Source organism: Gimesia benthica, from assembly GCF_009720525.1.
GTDB lineage: Bacteria > Planctomycetota > Planctomycetia > Planctomycetales > Planctomycetaceae > Gimesia > Gimesia benthica.
This window is the reverse complement of the sequence record NZ_CP043930.1, coordinates 2,642,332-2,660,272: the sequence shown is the minus strand read 5'-3', so window position 1 is coordinate 2,660,272 and position 17,941 is coordinate 2,642,332. Positions and strand designations below refer to the sequence as shown.

18 protein-coding genes are annotated in these 17,941 nt (G+C 54.0%); 16 read left to right on the top strand and 2 right to left on the bottom strand.

All coding sequences use genetic code 11. The annotated features are described in order from the left end of the window. Positions 1–6 precede the first annotated feature (6 nt). Positions 7–345 (bottom strand): antibiotic biosynthesis monooxygenase family protein, encoded by a 339-nt coding sequence (locus tag F1728_RS10035; protein WP_155363983.1) that lies wholly within the window; start codon positions 343–345, stop codon positions 7–9. Here F1728_RS10035 and F1728_RS10030 point away from each other — a divergent pair. Both F1728_RS10030 and F1728_RS10025 read left to right on the top strand, forming a co-directional pair. Beyond that, positions 344–649, top strand: coding sequence for a hypothetical protein (locus tag F1728_RS10030; protein ID WP_155363982.1), 306 nt, complete (start codon positions 344–346; stop codon positions 647–649). The genes F1728_RS10035 and F1728_RS10030 overlap by 2 nt on opposite strands. Positions 650–841: 192 nt before the next feature. Then, a complete protein-coding gene (locus F1728_RS10025; protein WP_155363981.1) occupies positions 842–1,072 on the top strand; it encodes a hypothetical protein in 231 nt (76 codons plus the stop codon). Positions 1,073–1,186: 114 nt separating this feature from the next. Here the strand turns inward: F1728_RS10025 and F1728_RS10020 are convergent, their stop codons facing one another. Next, positions 1,187–2,437 (bottom strand): hypothetical protein, encoded by a 1,251-nt coding sequence (locus F1728_RS10020; protein ID WP_155363980.1) that lies wholly within the window; start codon positions 2,435–2,437, stop codon positions 1,187–1,189. A gap of 611 nt (positions 2,438–3,048) precedes the next feature. On the opposite strand from F1728_RS10020, the gene F1728_RS10015 reads away from it, so the two are divergent. The 14 genes from F1728_RS10015 (at position 3,049) to F1728_RS09950 (ending at position 17,644) form a co-directional block, all read left to right on the top strand. Then, a complete protein-coding gene (locus F1728_RS10015; protein WP_155363979.1) occupies positions 3,049–4,041 on the top strand; it encodes a LysR family transcriptional regulator in 993 nt (330 codons plus the stop codon). A 273-nt stretch (positions 4,042–4,314) separates the two neighbouring features. Continuing rightward, complete coding sequence (gene gltB / locus F1728_RS10010; protein ID WP_228030611.1) at positions 4,315–8,934, top strand: glutamate synthase large subunit; 4,620 nt, start codon at positions 4,315–4,317, stop codon at positions 8,932–8,934. A 110-nt stretch (positions 8,935–9,044) separates the two neighbouring features. Continuing rightward, a complete protein-coding gene (locus tag F1728_RS10005) occupies positions 9,045–10,553 on the top strand; it encodes a glutamate synthase subunit beta (protein WP_155363978.1) in 1,509 nt (502 codons plus the stop codon). 477 nt (positions 10,554–11,030) lie between these two features. Next, a complete protein-coding gene (locus F1728_RS10000) occupies positions 11,031–11,675 on the top strand; it encodes a macro domain-containing protein (RefSeq protein ID WP_155363977.1) in 645 nt (214 codons plus the stop codon). A 164-nt stretch (positions 11,676–11,839) separates the two neighbouring features. Continuing rightward, positions 11,840–12,367 (top strand): DUF5662 family protein, encoded by a 528-nt coding sequence (locus F1728_RS09995; RefSeq protein WP_228030609.1) that lies wholly within the window; start codon positions 11,840–11,842, stop codon positions 12,365–12,367. Then, complete coding sequence (locus F1728_RS09990; protein ID WP_194242756.1) at positions 12,364–12,714, top strand: hypothetical protein; 351 nt, start codon at positions 12,364–12,366, stop codon at positions 12,712–12,714. The genes F1728_RS09995 and F1728_RS09990 overlap by 4 nt, the downstream gene beginning before the upstream one ends. 78 nt (positions 12,715–12,792) lie before the next feature. Continuing rightward, positions 12,793–13,194, top strand: a complete 402-nt coding sequence (locus F1728_RS09985; RefSeq protein WP_155363975.1) for an ankyrin repeat domain-containing protein — start codon at positions 12,793–12,795, stop codon at positions 13,192–13,194. 8 nt (positions 13,195–13,202) lie between these two features. Continuing rightward, complete coding sequence (locus F1728_RS09980; protein ID WP_194242755.1) at positions 13,203–13,418, top strand: hypothetical protein; 216 nt, start codon at positions 13,203–13,205, stop codon at positions 13,416–13,418. A gap of 103 nt (positions 13,419–13,521) precedes the next feature. Next, positions 13,522–13,980, top strand: a complete 459-nt coding sequence (locus F1728_RS09975) for a hypothetical protein (protein ID WP_155363973.1) — start codon at positions 13,522–13,524, stop codon at positions 13,978–13,980. Between the two features lie 30 nt (positions 13,981–14,010). Further along, entirely contained in the window at positions 14,011–14,727 is a 717-nt protein-coding gene (locus tag F1728_RS09970) for a dual specificity protein phosphatase family protein (protein WP_194242754.1), read from the top strand. A gap of 85 nt (positions 14,728–14,812) precedes the next feature. Continuing rightward, on the top strand, positions 14,813–15,541 hold the full coding sequence (locus tag F1728_RS09965; RefSeq protein ID WP_155363971.1) for a DUF4261 domain-containing protein: 729 nt from the start codon (positions 14,813–14,815) through the stop codon (positions 15,539–15,541). A 358-nt stretch (positions 15,542–15,899) separates the two neighbouring features. Beyond that, on the top strand, positions 15,900–16,274 hold the full coding sequence (locus F1728_RS09960; protein ID WP_155363970.1) for a hypothetical protein: 375 nt from the start codon (positions 15,900–15,902) through the stop codon (positions 16,272–16,274). A 200-nt stretch (positions 16,275–16,474) separates the two neighbouring features. Further along, positions 16,475–17,209, top strand: a complete 735-nt coding sequence (locus tag F1728_RS09955; RefSeq protein WP_155363969.1) for an alpha/beta hydrolase — start codon at positions 16,475–16,477, stop codon at positions 17,207–17,209. Between the two features lie 39 nt (positions 17,210–17,248). After that, complete coding sequence (locus F1728_RS09950) at positions 17,249–17,644, top strand: hypothetical protein (protein ID WP_155363968.1); 396 nt, start codon at positions 17,249–17,251, stop codon at positions 17,642–17,644. Positions 17,645–17,941: the final 297 nt, after the last annotated feature.

The following is a 17,941-nucleotide window of genomic DNA, read 5'->3' as shown; positions in this document are numbered from 1 at the left end:
CCGGGATTACCGGCCGGGCTCATCCGGGCTGGGAAAGTGGTACACTGACTCGATTTTCGCAATTTCGACCGTATAGTGGGCGTACCATTTGTCTTTCCCAAGTTGTTGTGCTGTAATATGTTCTGGATGCTGCTTCCAGCCCCGGATGGCTTCCAGGCTGTTCCAGTAGGAGATTGTGACTCCCGTTCCGTCGGGGGCACGAAACGAGGTCAGTTCCAGAAAGCCGGGCTGCTGACGTGCCTGTTCTTCCATACGGATGGCCATCTCAGCATAGCCTGCTTCGTCCTGCGTTCGCAGGGAGCGAAAAATGACGGCATAGCAGGGCAATTTCTGGTTGTCAGTCATGGGAAGAGCCAATTCTGCTGAAAACAGGGGTCTGGGATCGGGGAGGCCGGATTTCAGGCTTGCCACAAATTCTGGTTTCATAAATAATTTAGATAGTACAACCGCTGTTTTCGATTCATTTTTTCAATGGGAGGACGTTCAAGTGACGGGTTATACGGTCCACACAGGGTCAAGCGAGGATTTTACGAAGGGCTGGGACCGCATTTTTGGTGACAATACCGTCGAAAAAGCGAAGAAAAAGAAGAAATCAAAAAAGAAGACGAGCGCAAAGAAAAAGGACTCGAAAAAGAAAAAGAAATCGTGATTCGTTTCACTTCTTTTCCGACAAAATCAGTGGCGCTGTGACGTTTCGGGCGTAGTCGAGGATCGGCTCAACTGACGTTTCAGCTGGTAAAAAATGCACAGGGCCGTGCTAATGCTTTAGGTGGGGAAGACCGATAATAAACTTCGTGCTTTTCCTGCTTAACGTAGTCAAACACACGACATGGAGGTAATGATGTCAGAAGAAAATGAAGAGTTCGAAGAAATCACCAGTGAAGAAGTCGACCGTGTAGTCGCTGCACTGGAATCACTGATTGAATCTACAGACAGCGAAAATATTCGTTCCTACCTGGAAGAAGCCATGAACGAGATCTACTTCCTCGTTTATGAAGAGGAAGAAGACGAGCTGGATTCTACCGTAGAAGCCTGCGACGACAGCGACGAAGATTTTTCTGAAGCTGCGTAAGTCTCCTCAGAGATACAATGATTGCTGCGCAAACCAGCAAAACTTAAGGCCACTTCCTATGTTCACAGGAAGTGGCCTTTTTTATTGCCTCGATCGGAATGGGGAGTTTACCGGTTACTCCAGTTCCACGGTGATCGAGCGGGAATCTGTGTCGACCTTGGAGGGCTTACCGAACTTGATCTTCTTCGAAAACGCTTCGATGTCTTCGACCGGGTAAACCTTGAAGGTGGTGATCTCTCCATCGACAGTTGGAATCACCTGCAGGGATTCGGTGTCGTTGGCTGACTGCAGGATCTCATCAATGATCGGATCCTGTTCGCCTGGAGAGAGCTTTTTGTTGACGACGATGCTGATCATCGTGTTGGGATTAATCGGTTTGGCTTCGCCGGGGCTTTCTGCCATGACTCCACCTCGGGCGGCAGCTGCATCGGAGAATCCCTGTTCCATAACGGCTGCAGCCCCCAGCATCAGGAGCATTGGCGCCATTTGAGCCAATGGTCTGACCTGATTGGTGAACTGTTCATTGAATTCTTTTTCCGTTTTCGCATTTTCCAACTGGGCCAGGGTGGCGTTCAGCTGCTTGAAACCTGCCATTGCCTGGGTTTTTTGAGCAGCCATGTCTTCCGGCTTTAATTTGTCCAGGCTTTGTTGTGCGCTCTCGATTTTGGATTTCCAGTTTTTGGCCAGGGTCTGGGGAATCCATTTGTCTTCCACTTTGACCATGACTTCTTCCTTGGTTGTTTCACCCGGAACTTCAATTTTGATCGTGGCCTGATCTCCTTCTTCGGAGACGAGGGTGACTTTGGCCTGCTTCAGCTTTTCGGTAAAACCAGGGTCGCCTTCTTTCTGAGGCATCAGGCCCGAGATGGTGGCGAAGTCTTTGGCAATCTGAGAGCCGCTGGTCGACAGGAATTTGCCGCCATCAAAGGTTTTGAGTTTCTCGATGGTCGACAGGTCACTGTTGGCCAGGGAAGCCAGAATATCGACACCGGGATCATAGTATTTCGCGACTTCTTCCGGTGCGGTCTTAGGGCTCTCAAGCATTTCGTTTTTGAGAATGTACTCTTTTTTATCCTGCAGAAGTTTGGCCACTCGTTGCGCGATGGCGAACATCTCATTGTAAATTTCCGGATCCATTTTATCCGCGAACTGGTGAGCCAGGCCATTCACATCGCTCTGGTAGCTGGCGGGCAGAAATTCCCAGACCACTTCCATTTTCTGATCCGCAACGCCCTGCATCAGGTACTGCATCGATCCTGCAGGACCCTCTGGTGGACCGGCCTGCTGGGGTGAGGAACCACACCCGGAGAGCAGAGGTAGAGTTCCCATGAGGAGGAGTGTGAATAGCGGGATAAGTTTTCTCATCAAAATTCCTTGTGTTGGATGAAGAGAGGTGGCGGACGTGGAACAGGGAATACTGCATCCCTTTACAGTAGTCAGTCTCGATATTAACCACGCGAGTCTGTTTTGAACAGGTTCGCAGCTGGGTCTGTTATTGCAGATTTGGTGATTCGAGGAACGCAGAATTGCGTGAGGGGGTTTAATAATAATGAGGGATTCCCGCGGCGCTGCGGGAGGGTTCTCAGCTGAAACATAGGTTATTTTCAGCAGATTACAGGCGGTTTCGATCAGTATAAGTAATTTTAATAGAACCGGTGTCTGGCATAAGTGTCTGACAGATGTGGGAGGCCATTCTGTATCGGAATCTCCTGATATCTGAGCCGAAGCTGGCAGACCTGATATCAGCCCGCTGTCGTCCCAATTCTGGGACGTTTCAGAGGCTGTAAGCGTAAGTATAATATATTTATATGATTACAGTTTTCGGACATTGCGTAAGTCCGTGGTCCCCGTTTTTCATATGAGCAGACGCTTGACTTATTGCCTTCAGCAACTCTACACTGTGCCGTATTCGAAATTTAAATAGTTCGAAGCAGCTATTATTAGTTTTCCTTATAAAAGGCTCTCGATTCTCTCCCATGCACCTGCGTAATGCCGAACTGTTCTGTGATGTCGTCGTGCACGGCAGCTTTTCCAAAGCTGCTGAGGTTCGTCGTGTATCTCAGTCGGCAGCCAGTCAGGCCGTGCATGCATTAGAGAAGCGGCTGGGAGCGCAGCTGATTGATCGTTCGAAGCGTCCGTTTGAATTGACGCCCGCTGGTTCGATTTATTTTGATGGCTGCCAGCAGTTGCTGAGATCCTTCGAGCAGGTCGAGGAACAGGTTCGTCGGGCGATCGGTCAGACAAAGAACCGGGTGCGGATTGCCGCCATTTACTCGGTGGGTCTGGCCCAGATGCACGACTATGTTGAGCAGTTCCAGCACCTGTATCCGGAAGTGATGATCAACCTCGATTATCTGCATCCGGACGAAGTCTATCAGCGGGTCAGCGAGAACCAGGCCGATCTGGGGCTGGTTTCTTTCCCCAAGGAAGACAAAGATCTCACCAGCATCCTCTGGCAGGAACAGCCGATGGTACTGGTGGTTTACCCCGGTCACCGGCTGGCAGATCAGGTCAGTTGTGAGGTTGGGGACATTGAAAATGAGCCCTTCGTGGCATTCACATCAGAATTAGTCGTTCGACAGAAAATGGATCGCTGGCTGAAAAAAGCCGGTGTGCACGTACAGCTGATCCATGAATTTGACAATATTGAGAACATCAAGCGGGCAGTGGAAGCCGAAGCGGGAATTGCGATCCTGCCTCTGCCGACCGTCAGCCGTGAAGTTCAGGATCAGTCATTAAAAATCGTACGCCTGGAACAGGTGGAATGGTTCCGTCCGATCGGAATCATTCAGAGAAAACAGAAGTCGGTACCCGATGATGTGGTATCGAAATTCATAGAAGTCCTGCATGAAAACCCCGCGAATTTCTCAAGCGCTCATCGAGAAACGACCGAGGGATCTGCATCAACGGGAGAGAATTCTTCCAGTATGGATGCATTTTCATTCGGTCCGTTAATAGCGCGAGAGTAAACTGGCAGTTTTCTCTGCAGGTTGTTTCTGGTTGGGATGGATCCAGCTTTTCTGAGTCGGGAGCAGACTCTCCCTTTAAGAAGATTCAGAATTACCGATGGTAGATCTTTGACAGAAAACGTTCCGGTTTCGGCCGGGTCAGGCAGACATGGTTTCCTCCAGGGGAGCGTCGTCTGCTGAAACAGATTACTGAGTGCGAAGCTTGTTCGCGATAAACTGAAGGTGCCCGGGTGGCATCGATTTTGAAAACATTAGTTTGAATGGTGAAGTAAGATGACGAGTCGAACCGTTCGACGTGGAACTGATTCCGAAAACAAAGCACAAAACTCCCTGTTTCAAGTGGGGCGTTTCCCGGAAGCTCATGGGCTCTACGATCCGGAATTCGAGCATGACAGCTGTGGTGTGGGTTTCGTCGCCCATATCAAAGGCAAACGGTCACACCAGATTGTGGTCGACGCCGATGAAATGCTGCGTCATATGACTCACCGTGGCGCCTGTGGCTGCGAAGAAAATACGGGCGATGGTGCCGGGATTCTGGTTTCCATGCCTCACGACTTCCTGCAACGCGTGGTGAAGGAAGATCTGAACCTCGATCTGCCTCCCTCTGGTCATTACGGTATGGGAAATGTCTTCCTGCCGACCGATGAATCACAGCGGGAACACTGTAAAAAGGTCGTGGAAGAGACCGTCAATGCCCAGGGACTGGTTGTCCTGGGCTGGCGTGAACTGCCCGTGGAACCGACCAAGGCCGACATCGGTCCCTCCGCGCTGCGTGCTCTGCCGCACATGGAGCAGGTCTTTATCTCCACTTCAAATCACAAGGTCGCCGATCACGATCACCTCGAACGTCAGCTGTACATCATCCTGAAGGCTTCCAGCCGCCAGTTGCGTGAAGGCAGCAGCCTGCCCCAGGGACTGATGTTCTACTTCTGTTCGCTGTCCAGCAACATCCTGGTTTATAAAGGGATGCTGACTCCCGACCAGGTGATGCCGTTCTACCCCGACCTGCAGGCGGAAGACTTTACCAGCCACCTGGCGATGGTGCACTCCCGCTTCTCAACCAACACCTTCCCCAGCTGGGACCGGGCACAGCCGTGCCGCTTCATGGCTCATAACGGGGAAATCAATACACTGCGTGGGAACGCCAACTGGATGTTTGCCCGCCAGGGAATGATGTCCAGCGAGCTGTTCGGCGACGATCTGAACAAGCTGTTCCCGATCATCGAGCCTCACTGCTCAGACTCGGGTAACTTCGACAACGCACTGGAACTGCTGCTGATGTCCGGTCGTCCGCTGCCGGAAGTGATGATGATGATGATTCCAGAAGCCTGGCAGAACCATCATTCCATTTCCGTCGCCAAGCGTGCGTTCTATGAATATTACTCCGCCTTGCAGGAACCATGGGACGGGCCGGCATCAGTTTCCTTCACCGATGGTAAATGTATCGGCGCCGTGCTGGACCGGAACGGTCTGCGTCCGAGCCGTTACTACGTGACTCACGACGATCGTGTCATCATGGCCAGCGAAGTGGGAACCCTGGAAGTCGATCCGAAACTGGTTAAGGAAAAAGGTCGTCTGCAGCCCGGAAAAATGTTCCTGGTTGATTTCGAAGAAGGCCGCATGATCCCCGATGAAGAGATCAAAGAAAAGTACGCCACGAAGCGTCCTTACCAGGAATGGCTCCAGAATCAGCGTCTGCGTCTGCAGGACCTGCCACCTGCTGATAAGATCGATTCGGTTCCGACCGAAGAGCTGCTGTCTCGTCTGCAGGCCTTTGGTTTCACATTCGAAACGCTGAAGTTCATGTTGATTCCGCTGATCAAATCCAAGAAGGATCCCATCGGTTCCATGGGGAACGATGCGGCCCTGGCCTGCCTCAGCGATCAGCCACGCCTGATTTACGATTACTTCCATCAGCTGTTCGCCCAGGTGACGAACCCCGCGATCGACTCGATCCGCGAGGAAGTCATCATGTCGCTGGAATGTTACATCGGTCCGGAAGGCAACCTGCTGGAATCGACCGAAGACCAGTGTCATCGACTGCTCATTCCCGAGCCGATCATCACCAACGAGCAACTGGCCGCCATCAAGAAGATGGATTACCGGGGCTGGAAAACCAAAACGATCGACGTGACTTATCCCAAGTCAGAAGGGGAAGCCGGTTTCCGGGCTGCCCTGGATCGGATTCGGGAAGAAGCCTCACAGGCGATCGCCGATGGCTTCAGCCTGATCGTGGTTTCGGACCGGGCCGTCTGTAAAGATCGTGTCGCTCTGCCGACCCTGGTTTCCTGTGGTGCGATTCACCATCACCTGGTTCGCAACGAACAGCGTACGCAGATCGGGATCGTGCTGGAAACCGGCGAAGCCCGCGAAGTGCATCACCACTGTCTGCTGTTCGGCTACGGTGCCGATGCAATCAACCCCTACATGGCCTTCGAAGCCCTCTGGCACTCGCTGGAAGTGGGCGAACTGGAAGCTGCCAAGTGGGATCGTAGTTCCATCGTCTCTGCCTATCGCAAAGGTGTCTGTAAAGGGATGCTGAAAGTGATGGCCAAGATGGGCATCTCGACCCTGCAGAGTTACAAGGGCGCCCAGATCTTCGAAGCCGTTGGTCTGAACCAGGAAATCATCGAAGCCTGCTTCTCGGGAACTGCCAGCCGGATCAAGGGAATCGGTTTTGACGTGGTTGCCAAAGAATGCGAAATGCGTCACAACATCGGCTACCCCCAGCGGGATCAGAAGCGTCTGCCCGTTCTGCCTAACCCCGGTGTGTACCACTGGCGGGCCAACGGAGAAAAGCACTCCTGGTCACCGGAAAACATTGCCAACCTGCAGGCCGCTGCGAGCTCGGGCGATAAGAGTGCTTACAAGCAGTTCGCGAAAGCCGTTAATGAAGAGACAACCCGGCAGTGTCACCTGCGTGGTCTGCTGGCCTTCAAAAAGCGGGAACCGATTCCGCTGGACGAAGTCGAACCGGTGACGGAAATCGTCAAGCGATTCTGTACCGGTGCGATGAGCTACGGTTCGATCTCGGCTGAATCTCACGAAGCCCTGGCGATCGCCATGAACCGCCTGGGTGGCAAGAGTAACACCGGTGAAGGGGGCGAAGATTATTCGCGCTTCAAGCCGCTGGATAACGGCGATTCCAAACGGTCGGCCATTAAGCAGATCGCTTCCGGGCGGTTTGGTGTGACCAGCTGGTATCTGACCAACGCTGACGAACTGCAGATCAAGATTTCTCAAGGTGCGAAGCCGGGAGAAGGGGGCGAACTGCCCGGGCATAAGGTCAATAAGATCATTGCTTCGGTACGTCACTCCACTCCGGGGGTCGGGCTGATCAGTCCTCCTCCGCACCACGACATTTACTCGATCGAAGACCTGTCGCAGCTGATTTACGACCTGAAGAACAGTAACCCCTCGGCCCGGATCAGCGTGAAGCTGGTATCGGAAGTCGGCGTGGGTACGATTGCTTCGGGTGTGGCCAAAGGTCATGCCGACAACATCCTGATCTCGGGAGCCTCCGGTGGTACCGGGGCCTCTCCGCTGACCAGTGTGAAGCACGCCGGTCTGCCCTGGGAACTGGGGATTTCGGAAACCCACCAGACGCTGGTGCTCAACGATCTCCGCAGCCGTGTGCGTCTGCAGACTGACGGTCAGCTGAAAACCGGTCGCGATATCATTATTGCGACTCTGCTGGGAGCCGAAGAGTACGGCTTCTCCACCGGACCGCTGATCACGATGGGCTGTATCATGATGCGTAAATGTCACCTGAATACCTGCCCGGTCGGGATTGCGACTCAGAATCCGGAACTGCGTAAGAAGTTCGCCGGTCAGCCCGAGCACGTGGTCAACTACTTCTTCCTGCTGGCAGAAGAGGCCCGTGAAATCATGGCTGAACTCGGATTCCGCACCATCAACGAGATGGTCGGACGCAGCGACGTACTGGAACTGGATGAAGGGGTTGCTCACTGGAAAGCGAAGCACCTGGACCTGACTCCGATTCTGCGACTGGCTGAAAAGCCACACGAAAACGTGGGTACTTATTGCACGATGGACCAGCAGCACGGTCTGGAAGTCGTGATCGACAACCTGCTGATCAGCGAGGCACAGCCTGCGATCCAGAATGGTGAGTCGGTCACCATCGATGTGAAACTCAAGAATACGGACCGGACCTTCGGTACGATGCTGAGCCACGAGGTTTCCAAGCATCATGGTGCAGAAGGTCTGCCCGATGAAACGATTCACATCAACAGTAAGGGTTCCGCAGGCCAGTCCCTGGGGGCCTGGCTGGCACACGGGATTACCATCGAGCACGAAGGCGATGCCAACGACTATGTTGGTAAAGGTCTCAGCGGCGGACGGATCATTATCTATCCACCCGAGAATTCGACCTTCAAGCCGGAAGATAACATCATCGTCGGTAACGTGAACCTGTATGGAGCGACCGAAGGTGAAGTTTACATTCGCGGTCAGGCTGCAGAACGTTTCTGTGTGCGTAACTCCGGAGCGAAAGCGGTTGTGGAAGGAATCGGCGATCACGGTTGTGAATACATGACCGGCGGTCGGGCTGTTGTTCTCGGTGAGACCGGACGCAACTTTGCAGCCGGGATGTCGGGTGGTGTGGCTTATGTCTACGACCCCGAAGGTCATCTGCTGCAGAACAGCAATCTGGAAACCGTGGAACTGGAACGGCTGGAAGATGCCGAGGATATTGCCGAGCTGAAAGAGCTGATTGACAATCATCGCAAGTTCACCGGTTCGACCGTGGCCAAAGCGATTCTGGATAACTGGGAAAACGAACTGGAACTGTTCAAGAAAGTCATGCCTGTGGATTACAAGCGGGCTTTGCTGGAAATGGCAGCTGAAGAAGCGGAAGCTGCCGCCAGCGTCTAGTGACAAACTGTGTTCCTGTCGCGTCTGAACCGCGTGACAGGAACGCCTTCCCAGGAGCATATTGCTTCTTCTGTATAAGAGCTAACACATTTTTAGAGTGAGATAGAACTATGGGTAAGCCAACTGGCTTCATGGAATTTACGCGAGAACTGGGTGCCGACAGAAAACCGGAACTGCGGATTCTGGACTGGAATGAGTTCCACGATCATCTGACCGATGAAGAGCTCAGCAACCAGGGCGCTCGCTGCATGGACTGTGGGATTCCCTTCTGCCACACCGGGAAAACCCTGGCAGGCATGGCCTCGGGTTGTCCGATTAACAACCTGATCCCCGAGTGGAACGACCACATCTACAACGGTCGCTGGCAGGAAGCACTCGACAGTCTGCACAAGACAAACAACTTCCCGGAATTCACTGGTCGGGTCTGTCCTGCACCTTGTGAAGGGGCCTGCGTACTGGGGATTCACGAACCTCCAGTGACGATCAAGAACATCGAGAACTCGATCATCGATCACGCCTTCGATCAGGGTTGGGTCCAGCCGAGTCCTCCTAAAACACGTACCGGCAAGAAAGTCGCTGTCGTCGGTTCCGGTCCTGCCGGCCTGGCTGCCGCCGCTCAGCTGAATACCGCCGGTCATAGCGTAACCGTTTACGAACGTGACGACCGCATTGGTGGTCTGTTGATGTACGGCATTCCCAACATGAAGCTGGAGAAGTGGATCGTACAGCGTCGTGTCGATCTGCTGGCTGACGAAGGGGTGGAATTCATCACCAACACTTCGATCGGCGTGGACATCACCGCGGATCAACTGATGAAAGATTTCGATGCCGTCGTGCTCTGCACCGGTGCGACCAAGCCTCGCGATCTGCCCATTCCGGGCCGTGATCTGAAGGGTGTGCACTTCGCGATGGAATACCTGTCGAAGAACACGAAGAGCCTGCTGGAGTCAGGTCTGGAAAGCAAGCATTACGAGAACTCTCCGGTTGAGGGTTTCATCAACGCTGAAGGCAAGAAAGTTGTCGTGATCGGCGGTGGTGATACCGGTAACGACTGCTTGGGTACCGCGATGCGTCAGAACTGCGAAAGCCTGATCAACCTGGAAATCGTGCCTCAGCCTCCGATGGAGCGGGCCGCGAACAACCCCTGGCCTCAGTGGCCGAAGATCTTCCGCGTGGACTACGGTCACGAAGAAGCGGCTGCCGCGTTCGGTAAAGATCCGCGGATGTTCCAGATGTCGACCCTCGAATTCGTGGGCGACGGCAAAGGCAATCTCAAAGCGATCAAGATCTGCGAAGTCGACTGGTCCAAGCCGGTTGAAAACGGTCCTCCGTTCAGCGTGGTTCCCGGTTCGGAACAGGAGCTCGAATGCGACCTGGTCTTCCTGGCACTCGGGTTCTTAGGCCCCGAGCATATCATCAGCGAGCAACTGAGTCTGGAAACCGACGCCCGTTCGAACTTCAAAGCCGAGCATGAGCAGTACACCACAAACATCGACGGCGTCTTCGCCGCCGGCGACTGCCGACGTGGTCAGAGCCTGATCGTCTGGGCGATCAACGAAGGCCGCGGCGCCGCCCGTGAGTGCGATCGCTACCTGATGGGGGCGACCGAACTGCCGTAACGCATTAGTTATTAAGTGATAAAAATGAAGCACTCCTGTTTGCGGACAGGGGTGCTTTTTTGTTGCGCAGAGGTGTGTGGCGAACATGATGTTAGTTTCTGGTGTCCGTTGGGAACTGGCAATTCGAGGTTGTCGAAGACAACAGGAAACCGTCAGAGTATGCGTGCTGTTAAGGATATGGGGCGATCCGTAGCGACTCTATCAATCTTGTACAATTAAGAAATCTGAGTGCAACACGGTCAGTTTCCTGCTCGCTGCGCTCGGCCCGAATTACATTCGGGCCCACCCGGGAATGTGAGCGGAATGGCGCTAGCCACCGGTTTCTGATGTCAGCGTTGACCTTTTTACCGGCGGCTAGCGCTTTGCCGCTCATAGTGGGGACGCATTTATGAATTGCCAGGGAAGATTGCACCAGAAAGATTGTCGCCAGGCGGGAGGACACATGGGTCCTCCCCTACTTTTTGAGGATGATCGTTGATGAATTTACCGGTGTCTGATTCGTTTCGACTGCAGATTCGTTTGTCTGTCATTGATGAGCGGCTGTACGCGGCCTGGCAGCGGTGGTGTGGTGATCTGACGTTTGTGGAGGTGCAGCATGGTTCTATCTTCGATATCGCAGCAGATGCGATTGTGAGTCCGGCGAGCAGTTTCGTCTTCATGGATGGCGGCATCGATCGGCTCTACCTGGAACGCTTTGGAACACATCTGCAGGATCGAGTACAGGCACAGATTCGCACCGACCATGCCGGCGAACTGCTGGTGGGGGCCGCGACGCTGGTGGAGACCGGTGATGCAGAGATCCCCTGGCTGATTGCTGCTCCCACGATGCGGGTGCCGCTGCCGGTGGACTCGACGATCAATGCTTATCTGGCGGCGCGGGCGATCTTTCTCTTGATTCGAGAAGGGTTGATTCCCGCGGGCAACTATGCAGGACAGCCGGTGCGCGAGCAGGTCAAAACGGTGTCGATCCCCGGGCTGGGAACCGGCGTGGGCAGGATGGACCCGGTGCGGTGTGCGAAGCAGGTGCGTGCGGCACTTGAAGATGTCGTTCTGGGGCGATTTCAGTTTCCCGGCAGTACGTCCCAGATCCGTAAGCGGCATGACCGGTTACTGGGGAAGTGAGTGTAGTCAGTTTCCTGCTCGCTGCGCTCGGCCCGAATTGCATTCGGGCTTACCCATTTTTTCATCTTCCTGTTGGTTGGATGTGGGTCAGCCACTATCATCTTAGATGAACTTAAACGGACCTGCTTTTTTGAAGCTGGAAAACTGTCAGAATGGAGTGAGCATTGCAAGAGCCGACGCCGGAGATGGTGACTTTCTATGAACGCCGGACGCGGGCGCATATTGAGCGGGTGCGGCGGAATCTGGCGCTGCTGGCGTCGGAGTGGGCGTGCGGAGAGGAACTGCTGGCGCGGGGTGAAGTGCATGATGCGTCCAAGTTTGAGGACGCGGAACGTGTGCCTTATATCTGGCTGACCGAATATCATCGCTGTCGGTGGCGGAACATTCCGTTTACTTATCCGGATGGAATGGAAGCCCGCACGCAGGCGGCGGTGCGGCATCATGTGAGCCACAACCGGCATCATCCGGAATTCCACGACGATCCGAATGAGATGACCGACGTGGATCTGATCGAGATGGTCTGTGACTGGACGGCGATGTCAGAGGAGTTCGGTCAGGACGGCGGCAGTGCCCGGGGCTGGGCCATGAAGACCATCGGTGAGCGGGTCGCTTTTAATGATGAGAAGACGCGGTTTGTGTTTGAGGTGATCGAACAACTGGACCGGCTGCGATGCGAGGACCAGAAGCCATGAAGATTCTGAGCCTGGATCCGTATGAATTTGAGTCGTCCAGTTCGGAAGAATTTCTGGTGATCGCGATTGCGAACGCAAAACAGTTTCCTGACTGGGGTGCCTTTTTCCAGGCGACGATTGAATCAGGAGCATTCGAGCCGCGTGAGTCACCGTTTCCTGCTCAACCGATTGCATTTCAGGACTTTGAGTATGCAGACGCGGTTCGCATTTATCTGCAACGTTATGCCGGGGTTGTTCCTGAGGGGACTGCTTCTGCAATCCCGCTTGCCTGCGAATGGTATGAACAGGAAATTCTGATCGAGGAGCGAGGAACTTTTATCCGTTACGCCTGGGAGACAACGGCATGAGCTTGTGTGATTCAGCTGTGTTTGACGGGGTCGAACCTGGACCGGTTACGGTGTGAAAGGGGAAGGGAAAGCGAGCTAATGGCAAAGGATTTATTTAATGCGGCCGGGCATGGGAGTCTGAAGGAAGCCCAGCGGTTTCTGGACAAAGGCGTTGACATCAATACGCCGTTCCGCACCGGTCTGACGGCGCTGTCCAACGCAGCGTTTGCGGGGCAGCTGGAGATGGTTCGTTTTCTGTTGTCTGAGGGAGCTGATCCGAATCGGGCCAGCGAACTGGGGGTGACGCCCTTGACGGCTGCGACCCGTAACTCGCGCGTGAATGTGATCCCCTGCCTGATTGAAGCTGGGGCGGACCTGACGCATCGCGATGGAGAAGGGGAGACATGCACGCTGATTGCAGCAATGTGGTCGACCCTGGAAACGCTGCAGACACTGGTCGAGGTGGGGCCAGTCCGCTGGATCGAACTCCGGAAGGACTGACCACGTTAATGCTGGCTGCGTTAAATAATGGTCAGAGCCAGGAGCGGTTGGAGTATCTGCTGGAGCAGGGCGTGGAGATCAACGCCGTCACGGAAGCGGGGGCGAGTGCTTACAGCTACGCGAATGAAAAAGGACACGATACAGTGCGGGACTATCTGCTCAGCCGGGGCGCAGAGGTCAATGATTACATCTCTCCCTGGCGGCGGAAGAAGGTTGAAGAGTAGAGTGATGGTGCCTTACGAGTTTCAGAAACAGGAAAACGAAATGCCGGTGGTTTCGGGAGTATAAATCGATCCCGGTTAAAGCTTTGCTTTTCAGGAATGAAACATGATCTATTTTACTCGAGTTACTTTCCCAGTTTTGGTGGTCCTGGGATTTATCTTTGGCTCTTATATGTTTCTCTGCTGGCTTCACGAAGCGGTCGTTTCTGCTGCGCCTGTCGTGACCGGGACTGTTATTGATCGCAAAGAGGTCCAAAGCATGGGGAAAGGCTGGGGGGATTTTACGATTCTCATCACAGATCCGTATGCGATAGTTCATGCGGAAACTCAACCTTATCTGCTGAATGAAATTCCTGATCAAGTCCGGTTTCGGTATAATGGTGATCCTGCGCGTGAAGTTTTTCTGTTTGAATATGAAGAGAATCCCCTCTATATCGCGCTGTTTTGTTACGCTTGTGCTCTGTTTCTCTCCTATCTGATTTATTATGAAAAGAAGCACGGGATTTCTGTGCTGTCCCTGTCCAGACCACTGAATTTTGATTTTGAGAATCAATCTAATCGGTAAGGGCTGAATGGACCATGCATGGAATTAGTTATGAGAATCGGTTTTCTACTGCTGCTGATTGCGGTGCTGCTGTTGCTGGCCGCCGGGATGTACCAGGGGTTGTGGTGGCTGCTGCTCTGGCCTGCGTTCAGCTTTGCGCTGGTGGCGGCGGGGTATTTTGGTCTCGGTCCCCGGGTGTTTAACAAATCGGAAGCGGGGCTGGTGCCGTTGTTCAATCGGTGTCTGTTGTTTCCCTACCTGCTGTATCTGAACGGGGTCTGGCATGGGGCGCGGCTGTTGAGGCCGGAGCCGCCCTGGAATCAGTTGACGGAGAATCTGTTTGTCAGTCGGCGTCTGTTGTCCCATGAGCTGCCGGCGGAGATTGTGCATGTGATTGATCTCACGTGTGAGCAGAGTGAACCACGGGCGCAGCGATTGCGCGGCTATCACTGCTTTCCCATTCTGGATCGAGAAGCACCGTCGGTTGCTGTGTTATCTGAATGGATTCCCCAGGTCGCGGCGTTGCAGGGACCTGTATTGATTCACTGTGCTGAAGGCCATGGTCGGACGGGGCTGTTTACCGCGGCGCTGTTGTTGTATATCCGGCAGTCTGCGAGTGTGGAAGAGGCGCTGCGTTTTATTCAGAGCCGGAGACCTCTGGTGCGCTTGAGTGGAGCACAGCGTCGCGTGTTACAGACTTTTTATGAAGGGCTGGAAACCGAGGCAGCATTTCCAGTTGCAGACGGGACTCGGAGCGACGATGATTGAACTCGCAGGCTGAATGTTCCGGCTGAATTCCTGTCTGCGCGCGAGGCAGTCGGGCAGAGGAATTTAATCAGAGAGGAGTCAATCGGTGGATACCATCGTCTGTATTCCGATGTCAATTAAAGGACCGGAGGAACTGCTGCCGCTGGTTATGAATGAGACCGGGGGCAAGTACCTTTATGCCGGTTCCATTTTGATGTCGGTCGAACATAAATTCTCAGCGCATTGTGAATTCGGTGAGCACGATGACCAGATTTCCGTCGCCTTTCAACTGGGAGGGCAGGGAAGCATCAGCGGTGAAGATATCGCGATGCTGGATACGCATCAGTGTGTGCTGTACCTGATCTGGCCCAATGCGGGGCTGAATGAGTTGTACCGGCTGCATGCCTTGATCAATGTCTGCCTGGATTGTGGCGGGCTGGGTGTCAAATTCGAAAATTCGGGAGTCGCCCATTCGGCGGCTGACTGGCGGGCCAAAAACTTTGCTGAAGATACGCTGGACCTGTTGCAGTCGCATGTGATGCTGGTGGGATGTGAGACGCATTTTTACAGCACCGGCATGCACATCTTCGGGATGCCCGATGCAGCGGTGCCTGCGACCGTAGAGAATCGCGAGGCCGCGTTCCTGTTGACCGAGTTCAATCACTACCAGATGTGCGAGTCGCCTGTGTTTGAAGAGGGGCATACGTTTTCGACGAGTGCAGACGCGCCTTATTATCGCATCTCCCGAAAAGATGACTGGATCAATGCGGACGAAGAATGCTTTGCTAATCCGTTCGGCAGATATCTGCTGGAGCCACTGGACCTCCCGGCCTGAGACTGGAAAACTGTTGCTGATTTCAGCTGTCAGACCTCGTCCGCGGTTCCCTGGATATTCGTTTTGACGCGGAAGCTCTTGGTATTCTAATTTCATTGGAATTTGTCCAATAAAATCGAAGTCTGATCGAATAGCTGGCGGTCCAGACGACGCTGATTCTCATCTGCGAGGTTTAGAATGAGTTGCAGACCGTTTATCTCTTTATGATAAAACGGTTTATGGTAATTCTGCGGGGTTGGGTCAGTTGTGGAAGCGGAGCAGATCCGGCTGAGGGGATTGAGTCTGGAATCTGATTGACCCCGGTCTAACGGGCGGGTACGATTTGAATCCGTAAATTTGTTCACATTTAAGGGACGCTATGACAGAGCAGGCTGGAACCAGTTCCTGGTTGAAACGGATCAGAATTTTTGCGGGCTTACTGCTGATGGCACTGGCCGTCGGTGGGGCAGTGATGCTGGCGACCTCTGGTGGTATGTGTAGCGGTACGCTGGCCAGTGGGCGTTCGGTGACCGCGCAGTCTGACAGCTGGAAATTAGATGCTACTTACTCGGGTGATACGGCGACCATCAAAACCGCGGGGTTTAACATTGAGGTGACCCCCGATCGACTGAATGTGGATCGGCAGCGGATCGCGTTTATCGACTCCAGGGCGAAGTCGGTGGGAGTGAATGTGAAAGCAAATGAAATTATCTTTCATGCGGATGGGAAGTGGGTGGCCACTTATCGCCGGTAACTGTTTTGCAGTGACCTGACTGCTGAGCCGTGACAGTCGCCAGCCTGTCTGAGTGCCTCGTGGCTCGTGCCAAATACTATTGCAAATCCGGGAAGTTCTGTCATGATAATCAGACAGTTATCCGCCCAGGCTTCAGCCACACTGTCGTTTTTGTAACAGGCAGGTTGGTGTGAAGCGGATCCCGTTGAAAGAGCAGTACCGTGACTCCTGCGCCTCAGGTCATGACTTCCGCTGCTGGTGATTATTCCCGAAACCTCTGGCTGGTGCCGGGACCGCGGGACAGCGTGCATCCACTCTGTCTGTTTCTGGACGCCGAACATTATCTCCGCGATATGGACTGTCTGCCGCTGATCAGTAAGTTGATGGCGGGAGGGCAGATTCCTCCCCTGACGCTGGCCTTCGTTTCTCATGTCAGCAGTGAAGATCGCCAGCGGGATTATCTCTGGAACCCGCGTTATGCGCAATTTCTCGCGGAGGACGTCGTTCCCTGGGTGTGTGCCCGTTCCAATGCGCGGACTGAGGGGAACCTCATCTGTGGTCTGAGCCTGAGCGGTCTGGCTGCGGCGCATGTCGCGTTTCAGTATCCCGGGCTGTTCAGCCAGGTGTTGTGCCAGTCGGGTTCGTTCTGGTGGCTCGCACAGCAGGAACTGGAGCTGCCTGTGAATCATGCGCGGTTCTGGTTGAGCGTGGGGGATCAGGAGACCGAGACCGAGGTGACGCATCCCCCGTCAGGCCTGTACCAGGAGATTTCGCAGATCGAAGGCGTGGAATGGGCAGCAGCCGCGTTTCAGGATCAGGGGGCCACGGTGCATTATCAGCAGTACAAGGGGGGGCATGCGATTGCGCCCTGGCGGGCCGAGTTGCCTGCGGCGCTCTGCTGGTTGCTGGCGGCGCAGCAGGTGGATAACGGCGTACATTCGCAGGGGATTTCCTGAAACAGGAGGCCGAATCACTGAAACCGTCGCTGGATCAATATGAGTCGAGATAAAACAGCCCGCTGCCTGGAAGAGATGCTCGCTTTTTTTCTGCGGCATTGTGAGGATAGAGGTACGCTGGGAGAGCTGTATCTGATGAGTCGCGATTCCGAGAGCTGGTGCCGGGGGCATGAACTGCATCGCCGGATTCGCGAAAAGACACAAGCTGCAGAACGCAGCGGTGATCTATTGGGAGAAGCGCAGTACACGTTTGAAGAATGTTGCGCGAAGACGTTTTATAATCTCTCTGATGCGATGGTGCCGTTTTCAGAGGACACGCCGTTCTGGATTATTCCGCAGGGATTTCGCCTGGCACGGCGGCTGGAGCTGGAGAATCCGTACGCGTTTACCTCGCTGCTGAGTTCGGAACGTGAACCGGGCACGAAGTTCATGTGAGGGAATTCTACCTGTTTCGTGTATTGTCATCAGTTGCTCTGAGAATCGATCGTTGCAGGCGCCGCCTCTACGGATTCATCTACTGCGATGTCTGTTTCTAGCAGCACGTATTCTCTGACAGTTTCCTGTTCGCTGCACTCATCCCGAATTGCATTCGGAGCCATCTATTGAGTTCCCGATTGTTTGGTGGTCAGTCCGGTTTTCGTGAGATTTTCTTGCTTTGCAGGTGAAATCGTGTCAGGATTGGTTTCATGACTGGCGGCACTTGTTGATTTCACTGTTTCCGAATCAGAAAAA